Raw genomic sequence first — 21,545 nt, forward strand, 5'->3', positions numbered from 1 at the left:
AATGGCAGAGATTCCGAGGTTTGTGGCTTTTGGCTCGCGACGACGCGCACGAAAAGGGAAGATGAAATCTGCGACCAGGCATTATGTAATCACTTGCTCGCTATAGGCGGAATTTCTCGCGTTCATGAGCCACAAACCTTCTAATCTCTGCCAAAAAGTGTATGATGCGCGTATGGTTGTGATCATCGGATACGAATCGGCTCTGGAATACTGGCGCACGGTCGGCCCTCGATTCCTGCAGGGGTTGAAAAAGCGCCGGTCAGCCACCGCGCGCGCTCGAAAAGCGCTGCAGGCGCAGGAGAAGCCGCGTCTTTCTGCGGGCAATCGTCGACCGGGTGGATGCAGTATTCCGGTGCATGCGCTCGTCGGCAGCGCATCGGCGCGGACTCAAACGGGGAGCATCGTCTGTCACGTGCGAAGCTCGTTGCCGGAAGAGTCGGTGGTGGACGCGGGGCAAGGATTCTTCGTGAGCACGCCGGAATTTTGCTTTTTGCAGATGGCGAGCAAGCTGAGCCTTGCTCGGCTCATCCAGCTTGGCTGCGAGCGTTCGTCGAGAGTGCAGAGTACGCCTATGGGCGCACGGAGGCGCTGCGCGCGTTGGGCTTCGTGATGGAGAACGCCGCGTCTCCGATGGAGACCGTGCTGGCGCTTCTGCTGTGCCTGCCGTATCGGCTGGGCGGATACGGGATCGAGAAGCCGCAGTTTAACTACCGTGTGGACGTGCCTACCCATATAAGGAAACTCGCGGATCGAAGGTACTGCGAATGCGATCTGTGCTGGCCGGACTCGAATCTAGCGGCCGAATACGATAGCGCGCGGTACCATCTCGATCCCGAGCGGCAGGAGAGCGATGCGCGCCGGCGCGGAACGCTCGTCTCGCTGGGATTCACCGTGCTGACCGTCTCGCGAAAGCAGGTGATGGATGGCGGCGCGTTCAACCGGCTTGCCCGTCAGATAGCGAACCTGACGGGCAAGCGGCTGCGCTACGTCGATCCCGAGTTCACTCGAGCCCACCTCGCGCTGCGCGAGGAGTTGCTTCGGGGGATGCTCGTCGAGGAAGAGGCGTGACCGCTTATCCGAAGAACATGAAGCCGAAGTAGCCGAGGCAGGCGCCGACCGAGGCTCCGATAAGCATGAACAGGGCGGTTTTAAGCGGGCGATGCTCGCGAGCGCGCCTGCTGCTTCGGCAGTCCCGGTCGACGGGCTGACCTTTTTGGAAGGCCAGGAGCTCGCGGTACGTCACCAAGTCATGCTGCTTTTTAAGGCGCTCGGCTGCAATGGCGGCCGCCATGGCAACGCCGTAGAGCAAGAGAGCGATGATCGTGCTGGGCACGATGCCCCAGCCCCAAAACGAGATGCCCCCTACGACCATCACCACGGCTGCAAGGGCGAACGCGAGCATGACGAGTCCCAGGGCGTTCAGTTTCTTTCCGTCGTGTTCGACTGCTTCTTTCATGGCTTCCATGTCTCCTTTGATCAGTTCGTCGATAGTGACGTCGAACAGAACGCTTAGGAGCAGCAGGCTTTGCACGTCGGGATAGGTCTTGTCGGTTTCCCAGTTCGAGACGGTTTGCCGTGATACGTAGATCTTGCCGGCCAAATCTTCCTGGGACAATCCTCGTTGCATCCGATACCGCTTGATTTGCTTGCTTAGTTCCACGCGCGTCCTTTCGACGGCTAAGAGGCTGCCATGATGTTGGCCATGGTACCACCAAATGATTTCGACATAGGCTTCCGCGGATCGAGGATTTGCTGTCAAAAGGTTTTTGCATGCGTATGACCTGGGAAAATAAAACCCTCTTACGTTCGGGACGCGTTTGCGAGCCAAGCGTAAGAGGGCGTGAAAAGATGGGGGACGCGCGTTGCCGCCGGCGCGGTCGATGCTAGTCGAACTGCCTCAAGGCCGTGCTCAGGCGTGCAAGGCCTTCGCGCAGCGTGGCTTCAGCGGCGCAGTATCCCAAGCGCGCGCCGCGCGGCAGCTCGAAGCGACTGCCGGGAACCAGCAGCACGCCTTGATCGCGCAGCAGGTCGATGCAGAACTGCTCGTCGTCTACGGGAATGTCAAGCTGGATGTAGGATGTGGACACCGCTTTGGGCGGCACCCAGGAAACGCGCGGCTCGTTGTCGATCCACTCTTGGGCGATAGCCAGGTTGTTCAGCACGATGGCCCGGTTGCGCTCGAGCACCTTCTCGCGGTTCTTCAGCACGTGCACGGCAAGGGCGTCGTTGAACACGCCGTCGCAGATCATCGTGTAGTCGCGGTACACGCGGAAGCGATCGACCAATTCCGTGTCGTTGGAGACGATCCACCCGATACGCGCGCCCGGCACGGAGTACGTTTTGGAAAGGCTGTTGGATACCACGGCCTTGTCGTACAGGTTGGCCATGGAAACGAACGACTCCGTATCCTGCAAGGGGAGGTACACTTCGTCGGACAGTACGTACGCGCCCACCGAGCGCGCGATGTCGGCAATCTGCTGCAGCATGTCGGCCGAGAGCACGGTGCCCAAGGGGTTGCTGGCGTTGTTGATGCAGATGAGCTTCGTGTTGGGGCGTATCAGCTGTTCGAGTTCGCGGATGTCCGGGTTCCAGTCGTGCTCCTGGCGGATGTGCCAGTACTCCACTTCGGCACCAAGCGTGCGCGGAATCTCGTACAGCGGCTGGTAGGTGGGGTATTCCGCAATCACGTGGTCGCCGGGCTCCACCAGCGCCATGAGCGCCAGCAGGTTCGCGCCCGTTGCGCCGTTGGTTTGCAGGATGTTGCCCGGATTGCCAGCGCGGTACAGCTTGGCCACTTCGGCTTTGAATTCGGGCGATCCTTCGATCCAGCCGTAGTTCATCTTCTCGCGGTTCAGGCGCTCGTAAAACGTGGCGCCTTCCTCGTTGTCGAGCGCCAAAATCTCCCCCATGGTCATAGACGCGATGGTGGATTGGGCTATGTCGTACGTGGCGCTTTTCTCCCACACGTTGAGCCAGTCTTCCACGCCGATGGTTGCGATGTTCATGCGAAGCCCTCCTTTGTTGAAAAAGGGAGACGAGCCTGAGCCCGTCTCCCTTTGCGTGTTGGTTTGCGAATCCGGTGCGCCCGGATGCTTGCGGGGCGGGTGCGGTTAGATGGAGATGATGCCCATGCCCACCATGACCAGGGAGGCAACGCCCAGGGCAGCGATAACGCCCATGCCAACGATCTCGGACTTCTTGAGACCGACGCCCTGCTGCTTGCGCGCAGCGGCGAACACGAAGAAGCCGGGGATGTAGCCGACGCAGGTCAGAAGCAGGAAGCTCCAGCCGTTGTAGAGGCAGCCCACCACCAGGAACACGGTGGCGATGGCGCCGATGGCGAACTGGCCCCACTCCTTCTTTTCCGCGGAGTGCTTGCACTGGAACGCGGAGGCCAGCGCCCAGGTGACCACGATGGCCACCGTGCACATGCTGAACGCGAAGTTGTAGGCGTCCTGGCTGAAGATGGTGATGATCATGAACACCTGGGTGCACACGGCCACCAGCAGAAGGCTGAACTGCGGAGCGCCCTTGTCGTTCAGCTTGCCCCAGCCAGCCGGGAGCAGCTTGTGCTCGGCCATTTCGCTGGTGGTTTCAGCCGGCAGAATGGTGAAGGAAAGCCAAGAACCCAGAACGCTGATGATGATGGCGATGGAGATGAACGCGCCGCCCCAGCCCGGAGCCATTTTGTCGAACACGTACAGCATGGCGGGCTTGTCCATGGCGGCGATTTCCGTGTAGGGAAGGTAGCCGTACGGAAGCACGGACGCGCCAATGTAGATAACCAGCAGGCAGACCAGGCCGATAACGGTGGCCTTGCCGGCGTCGCTCTTCTTTTCGGCGCGAGAGGACACCACGGCAGCGCCCTCGATGCCGATGAACACCCACATCATGATGATCATGCAGTTCATGACCTGCTCGCCGATGCCGCCCAGGCCCACGGCCGTGGCGCCGTATTCGCCTGCGGCGACGGCGTTGTTGTACAGCGTGCCCCAGAAGTCGGCGGTGAACACGCCGGCGTTAAACATGAACAGGGCAAACAGGATGAAGATGCCGATGGAGGCAACCTTGCACACCATGACGATGGCGTTCAAGAACGATGCGCTTTCAACGCCGCGGATAACCAGCAGCGTGAGCAGCCACATGACCACCGAGGCGATGAGGATGCAAGGTACGGTGTTTCCCGGAAGGAAATCGGGATAGAAGTATCCCACCGTGGACATCATCATCGTTGCGAAGGCCACGTTGCCAAGCCAAGCGGAAAGCCAGTAGCCCCAGCCGGAAAGGAATCCCGCCAGGGGGCCGAAGCCCTCGCTTGCGTACGTGAAAATGCCGTGCAGGTCGGGGCGCTTTGCCACCAGGTTGTTCAGCGAGAGCGCCAGCAGCAGAAAGCCGATGCCGACCACAAGCCATGCCACCAGCGCGCCGCCGGGGGAGGCGACCTGGGAAAGCTGGCCGGTCAAAGCGAAAACGCCCGAGCCGATACACGAGCTGACGACCATGCCAATCAGCCCAAACAGGCTGATGCCCTTCTTCTTTTCTTCCATTGATTCTCCTTGCTCGTCCGAGGGGGGTAACTGTGCCCTGCATACATCAGCCCCGGTTCTCGTTCGCGTGTGGGGACCGGGGCTGATGGAGGGGGTAAAGATTAGTCTTCGCGCCAGATGGGCATGCTCATGCAGCGCGGGCCGCCACGGCCGCGGGACAGCTCGGCGGAAGGCACGACGACCAGGTTGAGGCCCTTGTCCTCAAGCACCTTGTTCGTCACGTCGTTGCGCTCGTACACCACGATGGTGCCCGGAGCGATGCACAGCGTGTTCGAGCCGTCGTTCCACTGCTCGCGCTCGGCCGCGATGCGGTCGCCGCCGCCGCAGGGGATGAGCTCAACAGGGCAGCCGACGTACTTCTCGAGGATGGCCTCGAGCGTGTCGTTCATCTCGCGGACCTTGATGCCGTCGCCCTCGGGGGTGATCTCGAACACGGTCAGCGGGCCCATGATGCCCGGATGGATGGTGAACTTGTCCACGTCGATCTGGGTGAACACCGTGTCGAGGTGCATCATGGCGCGGTTGTTCGGGATGTTGAACGCCAGGATGGTCTCGACGGGGCTGGTCTCGTCATGGAAGATGTTCTTAGCGATCTGGTCGATGGCGTCGGGCTCCGTACGCTGGGAGATGCCGATGGCCAGAACCTTATCGTTGATGTTGAGAATGTCGCCGCCCTCGATGTGGAACGTGTTGTAGCGGCTGTAGTACTCGGGGGTGCCCTTCAGCATGGGATGGTACTTGAAGATGTACTCGCCGTAGATGGTCTCGCGGTTGCGCGTCTCGGAGTACATGCGGTTGATGGACACGCCGTTGCCGATCATCGCGAACGGGTCGCGGGTGAAGTACAGGTTCGGCATGGGCTTGACGACCATCTTGGAAGACTCGGAAACCAGGTCAACCAGGGAGTTCGACTTGTCGGTGTGCAGCTCGGTAAGGTTGATGCCCTCCATGGTCTTCAGGACGAAGTCCTTGGCATCGGGGTAGTTCTCCTGCAGGTAGTCGAAGATGATCTTCTGGTAGCGCTCCGTGCGGATGCCGGCCTCTTCGATCCACTGCTTCAGGAACTGCTCGCGCAGCGCGGGATCGGCCTCCAGAACCTCGGCCATAAGATCTTCGAGGTAGAACACTTCAACGCCGTTGTCGCGCAGAGCCTGCGCGAAGGCGTCGTGCTCCTCCTGGGCGACCTTCAAGAACGGGATGTCGTCGAACAGCAGCTCTTCGAGCGTGTTCGGCGTCAGGTTCAGAAGCTCTTTACCCGGGCGGTGCAGCAGGACTTGCTTCAAAGGCTTGATTTCGCTTTTGACGTTTACTCCAGCCATTGCAACCCTCCTTCTTCCTTTCGTCGGGCCCCGGCGTCTTGCCGGGGCCTGCCGTGCCTCACGTGAGGCTATCTTCGCCAAGTTCGCGCCTCGGCGGCGATACCTCGGCGCGTTGGCTCCACCATGCGCCCTGGAGGTTGTGAAGAAAAGATGTAAAGGGGGTGTACCGATAGATGGATAGAGGGTGTACTCGTGCTGCAAGCCGCCCTACACCTTCGATAAACCCCAGGTGGTCGCTCGATTGATATATCCTGACCATTTTTCTTCCTAAGGTTGCCAAAGAGAGGGTAATGCCGCCCTAAACGCAAGGCGTTGCTGTATCATGGGAGCTGGTTCCCGACAATGCGAGAGAACTGAACGGAAGGGAAGGTAGTTGCCTGTGGGTCTCGTGCTCTTCCATGTCACCCTTATTGTGTTGTTGATATCGATCCTTGCTTCGGCCATGTGTCTTTCGGCGTACTTGGTTTCGCGCAAGCGGTTGATGCTGTTCGCCTTTTTCGCGTTTCTGTTCTATTTCTTCGACGTCGAGTTCGTCTTTCAGGACGAGTTTGTCTCGTATGTCCTTGGCTCCGAGCAGGGTCAAATCTATCTAGTTATACGATCGCTGACCAATGTTATTACGGGCGGCGGGTTCCTTGTCTCGTTTTGGTTTTTGGTGTGCGACTACCTGGGGGAAACAAGGCGCGCGCTTTTGGTGGCTCCGGGGGTTGTGTTCGCGGTGATGAGCGTGGCGGTGCTGGTGGCGCTGCCCGAGGGCGACTTGCAGCGTTTCTTGTTCTACGGCATGCGCGAGCTGTTCGTGTTCTGGATGCTGCTGTTCACGGGGTTTCGCTACTTCTCGTCGAAGGACGATGTCGAGCGCAGCCGCCTGTGGAAGCATCGGTGGCTGTACGTGATGGTGGCGGTTCTGAACACGGCTGTGCTGTTGGAGGACATGACCTTCTTCATGCTGCTGAACGAGCCTGTGATTCAGCTGGGTCCCATCACGTTTTCGGCTGAGCGCAACTATGCGGAAGAGGCGTTGCTGATGAGCTGCGCGTTCTTTGCAGGAAGGGATGCGCGCCGGGTTTTGCAGCTTCGCTTCGATCGTCCGCCGATGCGCGGCGATCAGCGGCAAGACGAGCAGATCAGCGAGAACCTTATGCTGTACGCGAAGCGCCATCAGCTTTCCGAGCGCGAGAGCGAGGTCCTACACCTGGTGTTGCTGGGGAAGGACAACCAGAACATCGCGTCCACGATGCACGTGGCGCTGAGCACGGTGAAGGTGCACGTGCACAACATCTTGCAGAAAACGGGCCGCACCAACCGCCAAGATTTGATCCAGGATTTCTGGAAGACGTCGTAGGGCGAGACGGCAGCGGTGGGTTGATTCGGCGACTCGTTTTGGGCGGCTGACCTGAAAACGGGCCGGCAATCACGCTTTTCCGTCTCATGCCGATTGCCTTGCCCGCGTGCCGCTTCGCTGTATACTCGCACGCTTTAATCTGCTAAAGTAAATCGGTCATTATGCCAGTTGCAGGCCTAGAAGGCCCGTAATGGAATCGGACGTGCCGGGGGGACGGCATGTCTGCTGCAGGCATATCGTTGCTTTAAGGGCTAAGAAAGGAGTGGGTATGAGCAGTACGCTGGTTCAGAAGTTCAAGAACGTCGGCCCGGGCGCACTGGTTGCCGCCGGCTTTATCGGTCCCGGCACGGTTACGACGTGCACGGTTTCCGGAGCAAGCTATGGCTACACCATGCTGTGGGCACTGCTGTTCGCCACCGTTGCGACCATTATCTTCCAGGAGATGGCGTCGCGCGTTGGTATTGTTTCGGGTAAGGGTTTGGGTGAAAACATCCGCGATCGTATTCCGAACAAGATTTTGATGTGGATTGCGATCGTGATTGTTATCATCGCCATTTTCGTGGGCAACATTGCTTACGAAACAGGCAACATCACGGGCGGTATTTTGGGCATTCAGGCTGTTGCGCCTGATGTTCCGATGATCCCCATCGTTGTGGTTCTGGGTATTTTGGCGTTCGCCGCCATGTGGATCGGCTCGTACAAGGTGGTCGAGGTTATCCTCACGGCTATCGTCGTGTTCATGGGCGTCGTGTTCTTTGTGACGGCTCTTGCTTCCAGCCCGGATTGGGGCGCCATTGCGACGGGCCTGTTCGTCCCCACGCTTCCGGAAGAAGGCTCGAAGGGCATCCTGACGGCAGTGGGCCTGATTGGAACCACCATCGTGCCGTACAACCTGTTCTTGCACGCGTCCGGCGCTTCCGAGCGCTTCAAGGATCCGGAGCAGGTATCCGACGCTCGTTTCGACACCGTTTTGAGCATCGGCCTGGGCGGCATCATTTCCATGGCGATTCTGATTTGCGCCGCCGCGAACATCTACGGCACCGAGGCAACCGTGGCCAACGGCAAGGACATGGCGCTTGCGCTGCAGCCTTTGCTCGGCTCGTGGGCTACGTGGATGATCGGCCTGGGCCTGCTGGCCGCCGGCTTCTCCAGCGCCATCACGGCTTCGTTCTCTGCTGCGTATGCGGTGAACGGCGTTCTGGGTTGGAAGAAGACGACCAAGGATATCCGCTTCAAGGCTATCTGGATTATCGTGCTGGTGGCTGGTTGCTGCATGGCCATCGTGCTGGGCAAGAGCCCGACCGAGCTTATCCTGGTTGCGCAGGCCGCAAACGCCATTCTGCTTCCCATTATGGCGTTCTTCGTGCTGTACTGCGCTAACGGCAAGGATCTGGGCAAGTGGAAGAACCACGTGTTCGCGAACTGCGCGGGCGTGGTCATCATCGTCATCACGCTGTTCATGTGCTATCGCAACATGTCGAGCTTCTTGGCGTCGCTTCAGAAGCTTATCGGCGGCTAACGCCTTCCCCTGTTGCTTGAGTTACGCGCGCCCGCCCTCTTGGCGGGCGCGTTGCGTTTTCGGGCTCGCGACCTGCTCTGGGCGTGAGGCGCACGGGAAGAACGCTGCTCGTTATGCGGTCGCGCGCCGGGCTCGATGCGTGCGGTGCAGGCTTTGGCGCGAAATTGCGGGTCTGCGCTCTCGGCCAAGAGCCTTCGGCAACCGTCGAATTCGTTGCGTTTCGATGACCTGGCATGTTGATGCAAGTGCTCAAAACAACTGCGGCTGATGGGTCGGTTGGGGAGCGCAGACCCGCAATTTCGCGCCAAGTTTTGCGTCGTGGGCTGTCGAACTGTTGCCGAAGCGGCCCCGGATGGCCCGCTTCGCGTGGTTCCGCCGGCGCTTTCGGGGATTTTCGGCGTTGGGGGGCTTCTGCCTCGCTCGGACGCGAGCGAGACGCCTCGAAACGCAGCCGACCGGACGACGCTGGTTTCGGCCTGTCGCCGTGCAAGGATTGGCGCGCGGGTTCGCCCGGGTTCGTCAAGGTGCTTTTCCCAGATGGTGCATGCGCCCCTATGGCATTGGTATGTTTCGTTTTGGATAACAGTTGACCAAGCCCTCTTTCGGCAGGGTATTATGAGCGCGAAACAAGAGCATAGTGTCTCAACGACCGAAGGAGCAAGTATGGAATCGAACATCGTCGAGCAAGCGCACGCTTACCGCAACCGTCTTTTCCCTGGATTCGACTCGCCGTTTTCCGTCACCGACCCGGAGTTTCAGGAGCGTTTCGACGCATTCGCTTTCGGAGAGGTTCCGGCAAGCGACAACCTTGACGACAAGACAAGGCTGATGGCTATTCTGGCGGCGCTTGTGGGGTGCCGGGGCATCGAGGCTTTTCAGGCTATGGCCAAGGGTGCGTTTAACGTGGGAGTTACCCCTGTTGAGGTGAAGGAAATCGTCTACCAGGCTGTTCCGTATCTGGGGCTTGGGTGCGCGCTTCCGTTTTTGCATGCGACCAACGAACTGCTGGAGCATCGTCTGGTTTCCCTGCCGCTTGAGGGCCAGGCTACAACCACGATGGCTACGCGTGCGGAAGCTGGCGCCAAGAAGAAGGCCGAGTTGTTCGGGGCTGATGCGGTAGGAACGGTTGCGTCGGGATATGCGGATGCGGCTCGCATCGACGGCTGGGTGGAATCCCATTGCTTCGGAGATTGCTATACGCGCACCGGTCTTGACGATGCTCAGCGCGAGATGGTCGCCTTTTGCTTTCTTGCTGCGCAAGGGGGCCATGACGAGCAGTTGACCGGTCACGCGCGAGCCAACATGCGTTTGGGGAACGACGCAGGGTTCCTGGTCAGCGTCCTGGCGCAATGCGTTCCCTACATCGGATACCCGCTTGTTCTGGATGCGCTTCGCTGCGTGGAACGCGCTGCTGGCACGTTTGAGGATGCTGACGCGTAGGTTTCGTATTGTGCGGGAGCGCGAAGTGCGCATTCCCGCTAACTTTGGCTGCGAAATAGGTCGTTCTTGTTCGACCGGGCTGGCTTTCGACGGAGGCTTCGCGCTCTTTCTGCGCGGGGCCTCCGCTTGTTTGTTGGCGGCTAGGTCGGGCGCGGTCCTCAATGCCCCGCTGCTCGCAGCGTTGAGGCCGCTGATCCCAAATTCTTGCACCTCATCTCTTCGATCGCGTATAGTCTTGGTTGCCTTCTTGGACGGTCGGGCTATTCTGCCGGCTCGACCTTCTGCACCAAGAGCGGCTCATATATTGCTAATTGAATAGGCTTCGAGGGAAGCCGACGGGTCGCTTGTCTGCTGCGCCCCGTGCGTTCTGCACCGCTGCTTGCTGTCGAACAATCCGCACCTTCCAATGTAAGGGCGCGCTTTGCGCCGCCTTCGATTGGAAGCGTGCTGTCGCGCGGTTTTTCGCTTGCGTAGCGTTTGCGCGCAGGTCGAAACGGGTGCGCGGTTTTGAAGGGAAAGGTGTTGTTATGGATCTGCTGAATCAAAAGAAAGGCCTGCTTGCCGTGGGGGTGGTTGCAGGGGCCATGCTCGCGTTGCTTGCTTACTTCGGGAATCCGGCGAACATGGCCATGTGCGCGGCGTGCTTCATTCGCGATACGGCTGGCGCGTTGAAGCTGCACAGCGCATCCGTCGTGCAGTATTTCCGCCCCGAAGTGGTGGGCTTGGTGGTGGGCGCGTTCGTGATCGCCCTGGCCACGAAGGAGTACCGCTCCACCGCGGGGTCGTCCCCGATGATCCGTTTCGTCTTGGGGTTCATCATGATGATCGGCGCGCTGGTGTTTCTTGGCTGTCCGCTGCGCATGGTCATTCGCATGGCCGCGGGCGACCTGAACGCTTACGTGGGCCTGATCGGCTTGGTGTTGGGCATTACGACGGGAACGCTGTTTCTGAAGAAGGGGTATTCGCTGGGGCGGGAGCGCGACACGAACAAGTCCGCAGGCGCCGTGCTCCCCCTTGTGCTGGCCGCGCTGATGATCATCGGGTTGACCGCGGGTGTGTTCGCCGCCAGCGAGACGGGGCCCGGCAGCAAGCACGCCCCCGTGCTCATTGCGCTGGCTGCTTCGCTTGTTGTGGGCATGTTGGCGCAGAAGGCGCGCATTTGCTTTGCGGGCGGTGTGCGCAACGTCATGCTCATGCGGGATTTCGACCTGCTGCTTCCCATTGCGGGATTGTTTGTGGTCATGCTTGTATACAACCTGGTCACAGGCAATTTCAAGCTTAGTTTCGAGGGTCAGCCCATCGCTCATTCCCAGCATCTGTGGAATATTCTGGGCCTGTATGCCGTTGGATTCGCGGCGGTGCTCGCCGGCGGCTGCCCGCTGCGCCAGATGACGCTGGCGGGTCAGGGGTCATGCGATGCCGCCGTCACGTTTTTGGGCATGCTGATCGGCGCGGCGTTCGCCCACAACTTCGGCTTGGCTGGCGCGGCGGCTTCGGCGGCTACGGCGGAAGCCGCAGCTGTGGCGGGCGGTCCTGCGCTGGCGGGGCAGATCGTGCTGGTAGGGTGCATTGCCGTGCTGTTCGTGATTGGCGCAGTCAACCTGCGCAGCAAACAGAAGAGCGCGGGCATTGCGGCGTCGTCGGCATCGGCAAGCGTTGAGGACGCATCCGCCGCAGCGGCGAACTAGACACGAAGGGAGCAACTATGATCGAAGTGGACGCGCGGGGCCTTTCGTGCCCGGAACCGGTGATGATGGCCATGCAAGCCGTGAAAGCGCACTCCGGGCAATCGGTTCGCGTGCTGGTGAGCACGGCTATCGCGCGCGACAACGTGATGGCAATGGCGCGCAGGAAAAAGAAGACGGCCGCGGTCGAGCAGATCGGCGACGATTTCGCCATCGTGATCGAGTGACGGCGAGGTTGGCATGCGGACGAAATCCCCGGTTCTTGTGGTTGCGTTCGGAACCACGACGGATGCGATGGCGATGGAGCAAGCGGGAAGGCGACGCGGTTTGCAGGGTCGGTTGATTCCCATACCGCGCCAGCTATCTGCGGGCTGCGGTCTGGCCTGGCGGGAGCCCGCATGCAACGGTCAGGCGCTGCGCCACGTGCTGGAGGCCGAGCGCATAGATTTCGACGGCCTGCATAGCATGGAGCTGTAGGGCTGTGGCCGCAAGTCGGCGTTGATGCATCAGGGGAGGTCGCGATTGATTCGCATCCTCCCCTGATTCGCTTTGCCGTGTTATTGCGCGCCGACCGGCTTGATGACGATGCCGTCCTCTTCGAGCGCGCTGCGCGTGCGGCTGACGAACGCGAGGGCGGTGGGGGAGTCTCCGTGCACGCAGATGGTGTCGGGGTGCAGATCGATCAGCTTTCCCGTTACCGAAAGGATGGCCCCGTCTCGAATGGCGTTCTTCACGCGCTCGATAGCCTGCTCTTCATCGCGAATGAGCGCAGCGGGATCGTTGCGGTTGACCAGCTTGCCCTCGTCGGTGTAGTTGCGGTCGGTGAAGAACTCTTCGGCCGTGATCAGCCCTTGCTTGCGGCCCGCGTCAACGAGCGCGCTGTTCGCCAGCCCGACCAGAACCAGGTTCGGATTCACGTCGAAGACCGCTTGCGCCAGCGCGGCAGCTAAGTCGGGGTTGATGGCCGCATGATTGTAGAGCTGCCCGTGCGGTTTGACGTGCGCAAGCTGCACGCCTTGCGCCTGGCAGAACGCTTGAAGCGCGCCGATTTGGTACACCATGTACGCGTACGCCTCGTCGGGCGACAGGTTCATGTCGCGGCGACCGAAACCTTGCAGATCGGGGTAGCCCGGATGCGCGCCGATGGCGATGCCGGCGTCCTTTGCCATGCCGACCGTCTTGCGCATGACCATCGGGTCGCCTGCATGCTGTCCGCACGCGACGTTCGCGCTTGAAACAAGCGGAATGATCTGGTCGTCCAGTCCCAGCGTGTAGCGTCCGAAGCTTTCGCCCAGGTCGCTGTTGAGGTCGATTCGGTACATAAGCCTGCCTTCTTACTCTTTCAGGTTGATGTTCTTCGTGTCGGTGATCAGCATGCAGCCCGGTGCGTGCGTGATGGCGAAGGGCGGCTTGCTGTTCATCACGATGGACTGAGGCGTGACGCCGCATGCCCAGAACACGGGAACTTCGCCCTCGCGGATTTCCACCGGATCGCCGAACTCGGGGCGCATGATGTCGTTCACGCCGATGGCGGTGGGGTCGCCGATGTGGATGGGCGCGCCGTGCACTTTCGGGATGGCGCCGGAGATCTGCACCGCCTTCACCACCTGGTTGTAGGGGATGGGGCGCATCGACATGACCATGTTGCCGGACATGCTGCCGGCGGGCGTGCACGGCACGCCGGTCAGGTACATGGGCACGTTGCAGCCCATGGTGTTGTGCCGAATCTCGATGCCGGCCTCGATGAGCTCGCTTTCGAACGAGAACGAGCAGCCGATGACGAACGACACCAGATCGTCGCGCCAGTAATCCTGGACGTTCTCCACTTCGGCCACCAGCTTGCCGTGCTCGTAAATGCGGTAGCGCGGGAAGTCGGTGGCGATGTCGCAGTCGGTGGCGCAGATGGTGGCCTCGCGCGCACCCACCTCGGTCACTTCGAGAAGCGGGCACGGCTTGGGGTTGCGCTGCGCGAACAGCAGGAAGTCGTAAGCTTGCTCTTTCGGCAGCACGATGAGGTTCGCCTGCGCGTATCCGGGGCATAGACCGCTGGTCGGCGCTGTGAACTGGCCGGTTCGGATGAGGCGCCGCGCTTCAACGGGCGATGCGGCAAGCATCTGCGCCCAAACGTCCTCGGCAACGCCTTCGGGTTTGGCGGGTTGCGGAGCATTCAGCATGGTAGAACTCCCTTCTTGGTAGCTGCGGTCTTGTCCAAGATGACGAAAGAGCTTCTCGATTTCGCGTTCGACGTTGCTAAACGAAGCTCCGTCCGTGAATCAAACCTCGCCCTTCATGAAGCGCTCGATGAAGCTGGTGTCGGCCGTGCCGGCGGCGAACGTCTCGTTCTCCATGATGGCGTACTGGAAGTCCAGGTTCGTCTTCACGCCCACGACCACCATTTCCTCAAGGGCGGTGCGCATTTTGGCGATGGCTTCGGTGCGGTCGCGTCCGTGCACGATAATTTTCGCGATCATCGAATCGTAGTAGGGCGACACGTCGTAGCCGTCGTACGCCGCCGTGTCCACGCGCACGCCGTTGCCGCCGGGCAGGTGCATCTGCGATATGACGCCGGGGGAAGGCAGGAAGCCGCGCTCGGGTTCCTCGGCGTTCACGCGGCACTCGATGGCGTGCCCGCGATAGGTGATGTCGTCCTGCGTGAACGTGAGCGGGTCGCCCGCCGCCACGCGAATCATCTCCTGCACCAGGTCGGTCCCCGTGACCATTTCGGTTACGGGATGCTCCACCTGAATGCGCGTGTTCATTTCCATGAAGTAGTAATTCAGCTGGTCATCCAGCAAAAATTCGATGGTGCCCGCCGACGAGTACCCCACGGCTTGCGCGGCGCGCACTGCTGCGGCCAGCATTTCGCTGCGGACCTCGTCCGTCATAACGGGCGAAGGGCTTTCCTCGATCATCTTTTGGTGATTGCGCTGCACGGAGCAATCACGCTCTCCCAGCGCCACCACGGTGCCGTGCGTATCGGCGATCACCTGCACCTCGACATGCCGCGGGTTCATGACGCAGCGCTCCAGGTACATGGTGTTGTCCCCGAACGCGCCCACGCTCTCGCGCTGTGCGATGTTGAACTGCTCGGCGAAGTCCGTTTCGGACAAGCTGACGCGCATGCCCTTCCCGCCGCCGCCCGACGATGCCTTGATCATGATGGGCCAGCCAATTTCGCGGGCTATGACCAGGGCTTCTTCCGGGTGGTGCACCGGTTCCTTCGTTCCGGGGACCACCGGGACGCCCGCTTCCATCATGGTCTTGCGCGCTTGGCTTTTATTGCCCATGCGGTCGATGACCTCGGGGGCCGGGCCTATGAACACGATGTCGTTTTCGCGGCAGAGCTTGGCGAACGTGGAGTTTTCGGACAGGAATCCGTAGCCCGGGTGGATGGCTTGCGCGCCCGTGCCTTTCGCCGCCGACAGGATGGCCGCGATGTTCAGGTAAGAGTCGCGCGCGGCCGGCGGGCCGATGCACACGCTCTCGTCGGCAAGGTACACGTGAAGCGAGTGCTTGTCGGCGGTGGAGTACACGGCCACTGTCTTGATGCCCATGGCACGGCATGCGCGGATGATGCGAACCGCGATCTCGCCGCGGTTGGCGATGAGGATCTTCTCGAACATGAGCGGGCCGCCTTAGGCGTGGTCGCCGGTGGCGATGCGGAACAGCGGCTGATCGTATTCAACTTGGGAGCCGTTTGCGGCAAGCACTTCCATCACGATGCCGGGTGCGGGCGTGGTGATCTCGTTCATCATCTTCATGGCCTCGACGATGGCCAGCGTTTGGCCGGACAGCACTTCCTGGCCCACCTTCACGAACGGATCCTCGTCCGGGCTGGGGGCAAGGTAGAACATGCCCACCATGGGGCTGCGCACCAGGATGGAATGATCGTCGTCGCTGGCATCCACGGCTGCGGCTTCGTGGCTTTCGGTTTTTCCGGCCAACAGGGCGCTGACGCGATCGGCCATGAGCGGCAAAGCGGTGGACGAGAGCGGCCCGTGGTTGCGCTCGAGCTCGATCTTCAGGTCGCCGTCGTCAACGCGCAGGGCCGTGAGCTCGGCCTTGTCCATAATGGCGATCAGCTCTTCGATGGCTTTCGTGTTCATGACGTCTCCTCGTATCTCTCGTTCGCTCATACCGTCGTGCGGTGGGCGGTGGTTTCCGGTGTTGCGATCTTCTCGTCGTTCGACGTGCGTACGGTTCCTAAAACGTTGCGGTTTCCGACGCGTTCAGCGCGATCGGCGCGGTCGATCCACAAGGTGTCGGCCTGCGATTTGCGCGCTTGCTCTTCCAAGATGGGGGTAAGCCTCCGCGCCGTTCGACGGGGCGATATGCCGTCGGCGCTTGGTCGGCGCACCTTGAGTGCCAGCGCTTCGAACAGGTGGGCTTCGTCGCGCAGCAAGCGCTGCGCTTCCTGGACGGAGATGGGCTCGAAGCGGATTTTGCGTCCCGGGGGTCGCTGCACGAGCCGGGGTATGTCCACCGTGGCCACCGTGCCTATTTTGGCGTATCCGCCGGTGGTCTGCCGGTCGGCCAACATGATGATGGGCCTGCCGTGCGACGGAACCTGCACGGCGCCAAGGGCGATGCCGTCGGACACGATGTCCGAGCCGTGCTTCGTCTTGATAACGGGACCGTCCAGGCGGTAGCCCATGCGGTCACATTTCGTCGTGGTGGTGAACGGCTGGCTGTAAAAGGTTTCGATTCCTTCGTCGGCAAACATATCCTCTTGCGGTCCGGGCACCACGCGTACCACGATTTCGTCTTGATCGAACTGGTAGAACTCGTCATCGTTGTCGATGCGATGGGACCCGAGGTTCGGCAGGAAGTCCACGCTTTTCGTGGTGAAGGGCAGGTAGTCCCCGGTAGTCAGCGCGCCTCCGCGCCATCCGCCCAGCTCGCACTTGAGATTGGTCGAGCGGCTGCCCATGATCTCAGGTACGCGCACGCTTCCTCCGGCAATGGCCAGGTAGCCGTAGCAGCCGGTTCGGGGTGCTTTGAACCGCAGTATGGAGCCGCGACGCACCGTGATTGCCGCGTACATGGGAATCGGCTTGCTGTCCAACGTGGGGGAGAAATCGCCGCCTGTGATGGCTATGATTGAGTTCGTGGTGAAGCGCACCGTGGGGCCTGCGAGCGCGAACTCCAGCACGGGGGCGTCGGGGTCGTTTTCCACAAGCAGGTTGGCGATGGCGTATGCTCGGCGATCCATGACGCCGTTCGTGGCGAACCCGCTGCCTTGGTATCCGAAGCGGCCGTTGTCTTGAACGGTGGTGATGACGCCGGGTTTTTTCACGACAAGACCCATGTTACTCGCCTTCCACGAAAATGCCGTACGAGTACGTGCCGGCGGCGAGCCGTGCCTCTATGGCGGTGTACTCTTCGGGCGTTATGGGCACGAATCGCAGGTATTCTCCCGCAGCGTACAGAATGGGATCCTCGCGGTCGGGGTCGTAGGGACGCAGCGGCGTGCGGCCGATGATCTGCCAGCCGCCCGGCGAAGCCAGCGGGTAAATGCCCGTTTGAGCGCCGCCGATGCCCACGCTGCCCGGCTCGATGCGCGTACGGGGAACGGCTAGGCGCGGCGTGTGCAGGCGTTCGTCCAAGCCGCCCAAATAGGCGAAGCCAGGAAGAAAGCCCAGCATATCTATAAGGTAGTCGCGCCCGGTGTGTATGGCGATGACTTCTTCTTCGGACATGCCTGCATGCTCTGCCACATTTGCCAGGTCGGGGCCGAATTCCCCTCCGTAGCACACGGGGATGGGGACGATCTTACGCACGCTCAAATCAGCTTCTTCCACGTCGCGCAGCTTGCCCCGCAGCTTCGCGGAAAGCTCATCGAACGTAACGATCAAGGGGTTGTAGTACACCATAAGCGAGCAAAACGTAGGCACCAGCTCGGTGACGCCCGCGATGGGGTCGGCCGTAAGGTTTTCCGCAGCCATGCGAATCTTGGCGCTGGTTTCCGCCGAAATCGTTTTTGCGAACTCGAGGTTAAGGGCCGAGTCTCCCGCGATGGTGATGGTGAATCCCGCCATGCTCGTCCATTCCTTGGCGTGTAGATGCTACACTGGTACGCTGGGTCGTTATGAATAAGGATTGATTGTAGCATATATGGAAAAAGCGCTCTTCTTGGCGGCGTTCTTCTTCGCCTACACCGTTCAGGCTATTACGGGATTCGCGGGCAATATCTTCGCGATGCCGGTGGGCACCACGCTGTTGGGGCTGCACTCCACCGTGGCGATTCTCAACGCCATGGGCTTTTTCGCGTGCGGGTTGCTGACCGTTTTGAACCTGAAGAGCGTGAACTGGCGCGAACTGGGCAAGATCATCGGCGTTATGGTGGTGTTCATGTTCGTGGGCATTTGGCTGGACACGCTTATGCCGCTTCACGTGCTGCTGAAGATATACGGCGTGGTTGTCATTGCGATCGGCCTGAAGAACCTGATTGTTCCCCAGCAGAAGTTCATGCCGGAGTGGGCCTTGTGGATTATCCTGGCGCTTGCGGGGCTTATTCAGGGCATGTTCGTGTCGGGCGGTGCGCTGCTGGTTATCTACGCCGTGCAGAAGCTGCGCGATCGTCAGCAGTTCCGCATCACGCTTTCGGCTACGTGGACGATCCTCAATCTCATCTATGCTGGCATTGCGTTTCAACAGGGGAATTTCACCGGGGACGTGTTGCAGATTATCGTGCTGTGCATCCCGTTGGCCGTGCTCGCCACCTTCTTGGGCAACAAGCTGCAAAAGAAAATCAGCCAGGAAAAGTTTCTCAAGCTTACGTACGTCATGCTGCTGTGCATAGGTGTCATCCTCCTGATAACTTCGTAGTTTCGCCGCCGAGTTGGAATTGGGTTACAATAAAGGCACGGCAACAGTAGGGAAGGAGCGGTCATGGCACAGCGGTACACGCGTATTTTTGCGGCGCTCGACGGGGCGTCGACGCAGGAGGCAGTGGCCCAGCGTGCAATAGCGCTCGCGGCGGACAACCACGCCGATCTGATGTTCGGTCATGTTATCGATTCGGTTCCGTACGAGGCTTCGGGCGTTGACTTCGAAGCGCTGTGCGTTGAGGGCAAGAAGCGCATCGAGGCTGATTTGGCCGATTTGCTGGCAGAGGCCCAGGCGAACGAGAACATCCCGTCGGTCGACTTGACCGTGCGCGCGGGACGCATTACCGACACGCTGGCGAAGCAGCTGATCGAGCCGGCAGACCCCGATCTGGTTATATGCGGAGAACGCGGCCTGTCCAACATCAAGTACGTGTTCGTGGGCAGCGTGTCCACGTTCCTGATTCGCAACATGCGTTGCGACGTTTTGGTGGTCAAGCAAGACTAGACTTGCTTGGGCTTGAGCGTGCGACGGCTCGGGCGTTGCTGCTTCGGCACGCGCTTGGAGCTTGCAGGTTGGGGCCGTGCGCGCTAGGTTGCGTGCGTGATGGGTTGCATCGTGTTTCAAGCGCCGTCCGTGTGGGCGGCGCTTTTGCTGGGATGCCAAGAACCCGAAACGTTTGGGGGGTGTTTCTATGGTTTTGTCAATTGCTTTTTCGGGATCGGGCCGTTTGATTCGGGCATGCTCGCGCAAACCCCGGCGGCAGGGCTCTTCTTCGGCGATTCGGCCGAGGACTAGGCTCGGACGTACGGGCGGGCGTCCCGCATGACGGCGAAGATGACCTTCAGCCTCTTTCGCGCCACGGCTTTGAGGGCCTTGTTGTGCCGCATTCCCCGCGCGCGGCACGCATCGTAGTAGCGGCCGAACTCGTTGTCAGTGCCGACGAGGGAGTTGCAGGAGAAGACGAGCAGGTTCTTGAGCTCCTTGTTGCCGGTCTTCGACGACGACGCCGAGTCCAGAGAGGTGCCCGACTGCCTGTTGCTCGGGGCGAGCCCGGTAAAAGACGCCAGCTTGTCGTGGCTCGAAAACAGGCCGATGTCGACTCCGGCGACGAGCGCCGAGGCGGTCTTCGGGCCGATGCCCGGAACGGTGAGCAGCGCCCGGTACACGGCGTCGCCGGCGAGCAGCGCGTCCATGGACTCCCTGACGGATGCCGCCCTGGCGAGGTCTTCCTCTATCCGCTCGGCGAGCATCCTCACCGCCGCGTCCTCCGCGGCCGTGTGCGGCCTGCCCGACTTCGCCGAAGCCAGGGCCGCGTCCCAAAGCCCGTCGGCCGCCGCCTCGGGCGCCCCCGACTTCTTCACGGCGAAGGTGCGGTAGCCCTTCCTGCCCGCCGCGGCTATGCCGGGGGCGCCCCCGAACCTGGACAGGACGCCCACCTGCCACGCCGCCCCCAGGTCGACGGCCGCCTCGAAGGCGGGGTCGACCTCGAGCAGCGCCGAGCGCAGGCGGTTCTTCGACTGCGTGGAGCATTTCGTCAGGAAGCGCCGCTGCGATGCGAGCAGCCTTGTCTCGGCGCCGCTGCCGGCGTCCTCGGCCACGGGCCGCAGGCACCACGGCATCCCGATGGCGGTGCGCGCGATGACCTCGGCGTCTATCTCGTCGGTCTTGGCGGCACCGGGGAACATGTCCCGGGCGCGCTTCATCGCCAGGCCCGGCAGGTAGGCGACCTCCATGCCCGCGGCCCTCGCGCGCTCGAGCACGAGGGCCCCGATGTTGCGCTTCTGGTCGACGACGACGAGCGCCCCTTCGCCCGCGAGCGCGAGCGTCTCGTCTATGGGGCCCTCCCTGTTCTCAAGCGCCTTGTTGAAGAGTATCTCCCCGGACGCCCGGGAGACGGCGCACGCCCGATGCGCCGCCTTGCCCACGTCGAATCCGATGCAGATTGTCCTTGCGGCCTCCATGATGCTATCCTTTCGGCATGTTGGCTGACCGCGCGGGCCGCAGCTTCGGCACCCACATTACAGAGCCGCGCCCTTTCGGGCCGGCAGGTTTCTATCAGCCTTCGCCGCGGCGCCCGTCCCCGGTGGCAACACCCCCCGGGCCTTCGCGAGAGGCAGGGACGAAGGGCCATCCGGGGCGGGTCGGCCAGCAACCCCGCAGGGTCTGCTTCATCGTAATCCGCTTGCGGATCGAGCTGGAAAAGAAAAGACCCGGCAGAGCCAGGTCTAACTGTAATGGGGGCGCGTGCCTGGAACGCGCCCCGGGGCATGTGCGGAGCGCTTTCGAGGCGTGCCCCGAGGCATGCTCTCCCAAGCGTGCCCCGAGGCGTGCCTCCCCCCAAACGTGCCCCAAAATCGCGGCTCTGCGCTCCACGAAGGCTTCCGCGCGCGCATGATTTTGAGCACTTGCATCAAAAGAGCAGGTGGGAAAACTCTAGTGAACCGGTCTATTATTTAAGGTGCGTTTTAGAGAGCACAGGCCCGCGATTTCGTGCCAAGTGGAGGCATGCCCGCTGCTAAATTGCCGTCGGCGCATGGTCGAGGGCCGCGTCGGTCGTCCGCCAGTTGACGAAGGCCATGAACGGGCGGTTTTCCGGGGTGGGTCGGCCTGCGCTCGGATGCGCGGCGTTCGCGCACGAACCCGCTCCTCCGCACGGATCCGCTCCCCGTGCAAACCCGCGTCCCGCGCGAACCCGCTCCCATATCCGCTTCGCACGCCCGCCGCTTGCCTGCGTTCGGCGGAATCGGTTTTGCAGCGAAAGCTTCTCGCTTGGTCAAATGCTGTTTGCTAGAGGGCCTTGCGCTTGAGGAGCGCCAAATCGGAATCAAGCGACATCAAGTTGACCGGGCGCGATTTGGG

Annotated in this window: 22 protein-coding genes; 10 read left to right on the forward strand and 12 right to left on the reverse strand. The window is 61.3% G+C overall.

The window, feature by feature from the left end; translation table 11 throughout:
* Positions 1-172: 172 nt before the first annotated feature.
* Positions 173-610, forward strand: coding sequence for a hypothetical protein (locus tag LG373_RS10160; protein WP_225749721.1), 438 nt, complete (start codon positions 173-175; stop codon positions 608-610).
* Positions 598-1,068, forward strand: a complete 471-nt coding sequence (locus LG373_RS10165; protein ID WP_225749722.1) for a hypothetical protein — start codon at positions 598-600, stop codon at positions 1,066-1,068. Before LG373_RS10160 ends, LG373_RS10165 begins: the two co-directional genes overlap by 13 nt.
* A 4-nt stretch (positions 1,069-1,072) precedes the next feature.
* On the opposite strand, the gene LG373_RS10170 is transcribed toward LG373_RS10165, so the two are convergent.
* The 4 genes from LG373_RS10170 to arcA form a co-directional block, all read right to left on the reverse strand.
* Entirely contained in the window at positions 1,073-1,660 is a 588-nt protein-coding gene (locus LG373_RS10170) for a helix-turn-helix transcriptional regulator (RefSeq protein WP_216529973.1), read from the reverse strand.
* Positions 1,661-1,883: 223 nt separating this feature from the next.
* Entirely contained in the window at positions 1,884-3,005 is a 1,122-nt protein-coding gene (locus LG373_RS10175; RefSeq protein WP_225749723.1) for an aminotransferase, read from the reverse strand.
* A 105-nt stretch (positions 3,006-3,110) separates the two neighbouring features.
* Positions 3,111-4,547, reverse strand: a complete 1,437-nt coding sequence (locus tag LG373_RS10180) for a basic amino acid/polyamine antiporter (RefSeq protein WP_114567319.1) — start codon at positions 4,545-4,547, stop codon at positions 3,111-3,113.
* Positions 4,548-4,648: 101 nt separating this feature from the next.
* The gene (gene arcA, locus LG373_RS10185; protein WP_114567318.1) at positions 4,649-5,866 is read right to left on the reverse strand and encodes an arginine deiminase; all 1,218 of its coding nucleotides are present in this window, start codon (positions 5,864-5,866) and stop codon (positions 4,649-4,651) included.
* 379 nt (positions 5,867-6,245) lie between these two features.
* On the opposite strand from arcA, the gene LG373_RS10190 reads away from it, so the two are divergent.
* The 3 genes from LG373_RS10190 to LG373_RS10200 all read left to right on the forward strand — a co-directional run bounded on the left by LG373_RS10190 (position 6,246) and on the right by LG373_RS10200 (position 10,170).
* Positions 6,246-7,211: a helix-turn-helix transcriptional regulator gene (locus tag LG373_RS10190; RefSeq protein WP_225749791.1), complete on the forward strand. Its 966-nt coding sequence runs from the start codon at positions 6,246-6,248 to the stop codon at positions 7,209-7,211.
* A gap of 268 nt (positions 7,212-7,479) precedes the next feature.
* Positions 7,480-8,730 carry an Nramp family divalent metal transporter gene (locus LG373_RS10195; RefSeq protein ID WP_114567317.1) on the forward strand — a complete coding sequence of 417 codons (1,251 nt, stop codon included), beginning with the start codon at positions 7,480-7,482 and terminating at the stop codon, positions 8,728-8,730.
* Positions 8,731-9,393: 663 nt separating this feature from the next.
* A complete protein-coding gene (locus LG373_RS10200; RefSeq protein WP_114567316.1) occupies positions 9,394-10,170 on the forward strand; it encodes a carboxymuconolactone decarboxylase family protein in 777 nt (258 codons plus the stop codon).
* A gap of 260 nt (positions 10,171-10,430) precedes the next feature.
* Here the strand turns inward: LG373_RS10200 and LG373_RS10205 are convergent, their stop codons facing one another.
* On the reverse strand, positions 10,431-10,715 hold the full coding sequence (locus LG373_RS10205) for a hypothetical protein (RefSeq protein WP_147269873.1): 285 nt from the start codon (positions 10,713-10,715) through the stop codon (positions 10,431-10,433).
* Between LG373_RS10205 and yedE the strand changes: the two genes are divergently transcribed.
* The 3 genes from yedE to LG373_RS10220 are packed head-to-tail and all read left to right on the forward strand — an operon-like array spanning position 10,698 to position 12,332.
* Positions 10,698-11,858 carry a YedE family putative selenium transporter gene (yedE, locus tag LG373_RS10210; RefSeq protein ID WP_225749724.1) on the forward strand — a complete coding sequence of 387 codons (1,161 nt, stop codon included), beginning with the start codon at positions 10,698-10,700 and terminating at the stop codon, positions 11,856-11,858. The genes LG373_RS10205 and yedE overlap by 18 nt on opposite strands.
* A 17-nt stretch (positions 11,859-11,875) precedes the next feature.
* Positions 11,876-12,082 (forward strand): sulfurtransferase TusA family protein, encoded by a 207-nt coding sequence (locus LG373_RS10215; RefSeq protein WP_114567314.1) that lies wholly within the window; start codon positions 11,876-11,878, stop codon positions 12,080-12,082.
* Positions 12,083-12,095: 13 nt separating this feature from the next.
* Positions 12,096-12,332 carry a DUF3343 domain-containing protein gene (locus tag LG373_RS10220; RefSeq protein ID WP_114567313.1) on the forward strand — a complete coding sequence of 79 codons (237 nt, stop codon included), beginning with the start codon at positions 12,096-12,098 and terminating at the stop codon, positions 12,330-12,332.
* A gap of 80 nt (positions 12,333-12,412) precedes the next feature.
* Here the strand turns inward: LG373_RS10220 and LG373_RS10225 are convergent, their stop codons facing one another.
* The 6 genes from LG373_RS10225 to pxpB form a co-directional block, all read right to left on the reverse strand.
* Positions 12,413-13,177: a LamB/YcsF family protein gene (locus LG373_RS10225; RefSeq protein WP_114567312.1), complete on the reverse strand. Its 765-nt coding sequence runs from the start codon at positions 13,175-13,177 to the stop codon at positions 12,413-12,415.
* A 12-nt stretch (positions 13,178-13,189) separates the two neighbouring features.
* Positions 13,190-14,029 (reverse strand): putative hydro-lyase, encoded by an 840-nt coding sequence (locus tag LG373_RS10230; RefSeq protein WP_114567311.1) that lies wholly within the window; start codon positions 14,027-14,029, stop codon positions 13,190-13,192.
* Positions 14,030-14,128: 99 nt separating this feature from the next.
* On the reverse strand, positions 14,129-15,478 hold the full coding sequence (gene accC, locus LG373_RS10235) for an acetyl-CoA carboxylase biotin carboxylase subunit (protein WP_114567310.1): 1,350 nt from the start codon (positions 15,476-15,478) through the stop codon (positions 14,129-14,131).
* A 12-nt stretch (positions 15,479-15,490) separates the two neighbouring features.
* The gene (gene accB / locus LG373_RS10240) at positions 15,491-15,961 is read right to left on the reverse strand and encodes an acetyl-CoA carboxylase biotin carboxyl carrier protein (protein WP_114567309.1); all 471 of its coding nucleotides are present in this window, start codon (positions 15,959-15,961) and stop codon (positions 15,491-15,493) included.
* Between the two features lie 26 nt (positions 15,962-15,987).
* Positions 15,988-17,163, reverse strand: coding sequence for a biotin-dependent carboxyltransferase family protein (locus LG373_RS10245; protein WP_216529978.1), 1,176 nt, complete (start codon positions 17,161-17,163; stop codon positions 15,988-15,990).
* A 1-nt stretch (position 17,164) separates the two neighbouring features.
* The gene (pxpB, locus tag LG373_RS10250) at positions 17,165-17,893 is read right to left on the reverse strand and encodes a 5-oxoprolinase subunit PxpB (protein WP_225749725.1); all 729 of its coding nucleotides are present in this window, start codon (positions 17,891-17,893) and stop codon (positions 17,165-17,167) included.
* Positions 17,894-17,969: 76 nt separating this feature from the next.
* Between pxpB and LG373_RS10255 the strand changes: the two genes are divergently transcribed.
* Positions 17,970-18,683: a sulfite exporter TauE/SafE family protein gene (locus LG373_RS10255; protein WP_114567306.1), complete on the forward strand. Its 714-nt coding sequence runs from the start codon at positions 17,970-17,972 to the stop codon at positions 18,681-18,683.
* Between the two features lie 63 nt (positions 18,684-18,746).
* Complete coding sequence (locus tag LG373_RS10260) at positions 18,747-19,190, forward strand: universal stress protein (RefSeq protein ID WP_216529980.1); 444 nt, start codon at positions 18,747-18,749, stop codon at positions 19,188-19,190.
* A gap of 287 nt (positions 19,191-19,477) precedes the next feature.
* On the opposite strand, the gene LG373_RS10265 is transcribed toward LG373_RS10260, so the two are convergent.
* Entirely contained in the window at positions 19,478-20,647 is a 1,170-nt protein-coding gene (locus LG373_RS10265) for an IS110 family transposase (protein WP_225749726.1), read from the reverse strand.
* Between the last annotated feature and the right edge of the window lie 898 nt (positions 20,648-21,545).

The sequence above is a fragment of the Paraeggerthella sp. Marseille-Q4926 genome (assembly GCF_916618935.1).
In the GTDB taxonomy this organism is placed as follows: Bacteria; Actinomycetota; Coriobacteriia; order Coriobacteriales; family Eggerthellaceae; genus Paraeggerthella; species Paraeggerthella hominis.

Excerpts from the sequence above, each read along its gene's own strand:
- LG373_RS10225 (WP_114567312.1), bottom strand. The coding sequence starts at position 13,177 with ATGTACCGAATCGACCTCAACAGCGACCTGGGCGAAAGCTTCGGACGC.
- arcA (WP_114567318.1), bottom strand. The coding sequence starts at position 5,866 with ATGGCTGGAGTAAACGTCAAAAGCGAAATCAAGCCTTTGAAGCAAGTC.
- accB (WP_114567309.1), bottom strand. The coding sequence starts at position 15,961 with ATGAACACGAAAGCCATCGAAGAGCTGATCGCCATTATGGACAAGGCC.
- LG373_RS10245 (WP_216529978.1), bottom strand. The coding sequence starts at position 17,163 with ATGGGTCTTGTCGTGAAAAAACCCGGCGTCATCACCACCGTTCAAGAC.
- LG373_RS10215 (WP_114567314.1), top strand. The coding sequence starts at position 11,876 with ATGATCGAAGTGGACGCGCGGGGCCTTTCGTGCCCGGAACCGGTGATG.
- LG373_RS10265 (WP_225749726.1), bottom strand. The coding sequence starts at position 20,647 with ATGGAGGCCGCAAGGACAATCTGCATCGGATTCGACGTGGGCAAGGCG.
- LG373_RS10180 (WP_114567319.1), bottom strand. The coding sequence starts at position 4,547 with ATGGAAGAAAAGAAGAAGGGCATCAGCCTGTTTGGGCTGATTGGCATG.
- LG373_RS10230 (WP_114567311.1), bottom strand. The coding sequence starts at position 14,029 with ATGCTGAATGCTCCGCAACCCGCCAAACCCGAAGGCGTTGCCGAGGAC.
- pxpB (WP_225749725.1), bottom strand. The coding sequence starts at position 17,893 with ATGGCGGGATTCACCATCACCATCGCGGGAGACTCGGCCCTTAACCTC.
- LG373_RS10260 (WP_216529980.1), top strand. The coding sequence starts at position 18,747 with ATGGCACAGCGGTACACGCGTATTTTTGCGGCGCTCGACGGGGCGTCG.
- LG373_RS10220 (WP_114567313.1), top strand. The coding sequence starts at position 12,096 with ATGCGGACGAAATCCCCGGTTCTTGTGGTTGCGTTCGGAACCACGACG.
- LG373_RS10255 (WP_114567306.1), top strand. The coding sequence starts at position 17,970 with ATGGAAAAAGCGCTCTTCTTGGCGGCGTTCTTCTTCGCCTACACCGTT.
- LG373_RS10200 (WP_114567316.1), top strand. The coding sequence starts at position 9,394 with ATGGAATCGAACATCGTCGAGCAAGCGCACGCTTACCGCAACCGTCTT.
- accC (WP_114567310.1), bottom strand. The coding sequence starts at position 15,478 with ATGTTCGAGAAGATCCTCATCGCCAACCGCGGCGAGATCGCGGTTCGC.
- yedE (WP_225749724.1), top strand. The coding sequence starts at position 10,698 with ATGGATCTGCTGAATCAAAAGAAAGGCCTGCTTGCCGTGGGGGTGGTT.
- LG373_RS10175 (WP_225749723.1), bottom strand. The coding sequence starts at position 3,005 with ATGAACATCGCAACCATCGGCGTGGAAGACTGGCTCAACGTGTGGGAG.
- LG373_RS10160 (WP_225749721.1), top strand. The coding sequence starts at position 173 with ATGGTTGTGATCATCGGATACGAATCGGCTCTGGAATACTGGCGCACG.
- LG373_RS10195 (WP_114567317.1), top strand. The coding sequence starts at position 7,480 with ATGAGCAGTACGCTGGTTCAGAAGTTCAAGAACGTCGGCCCGGGCGCA.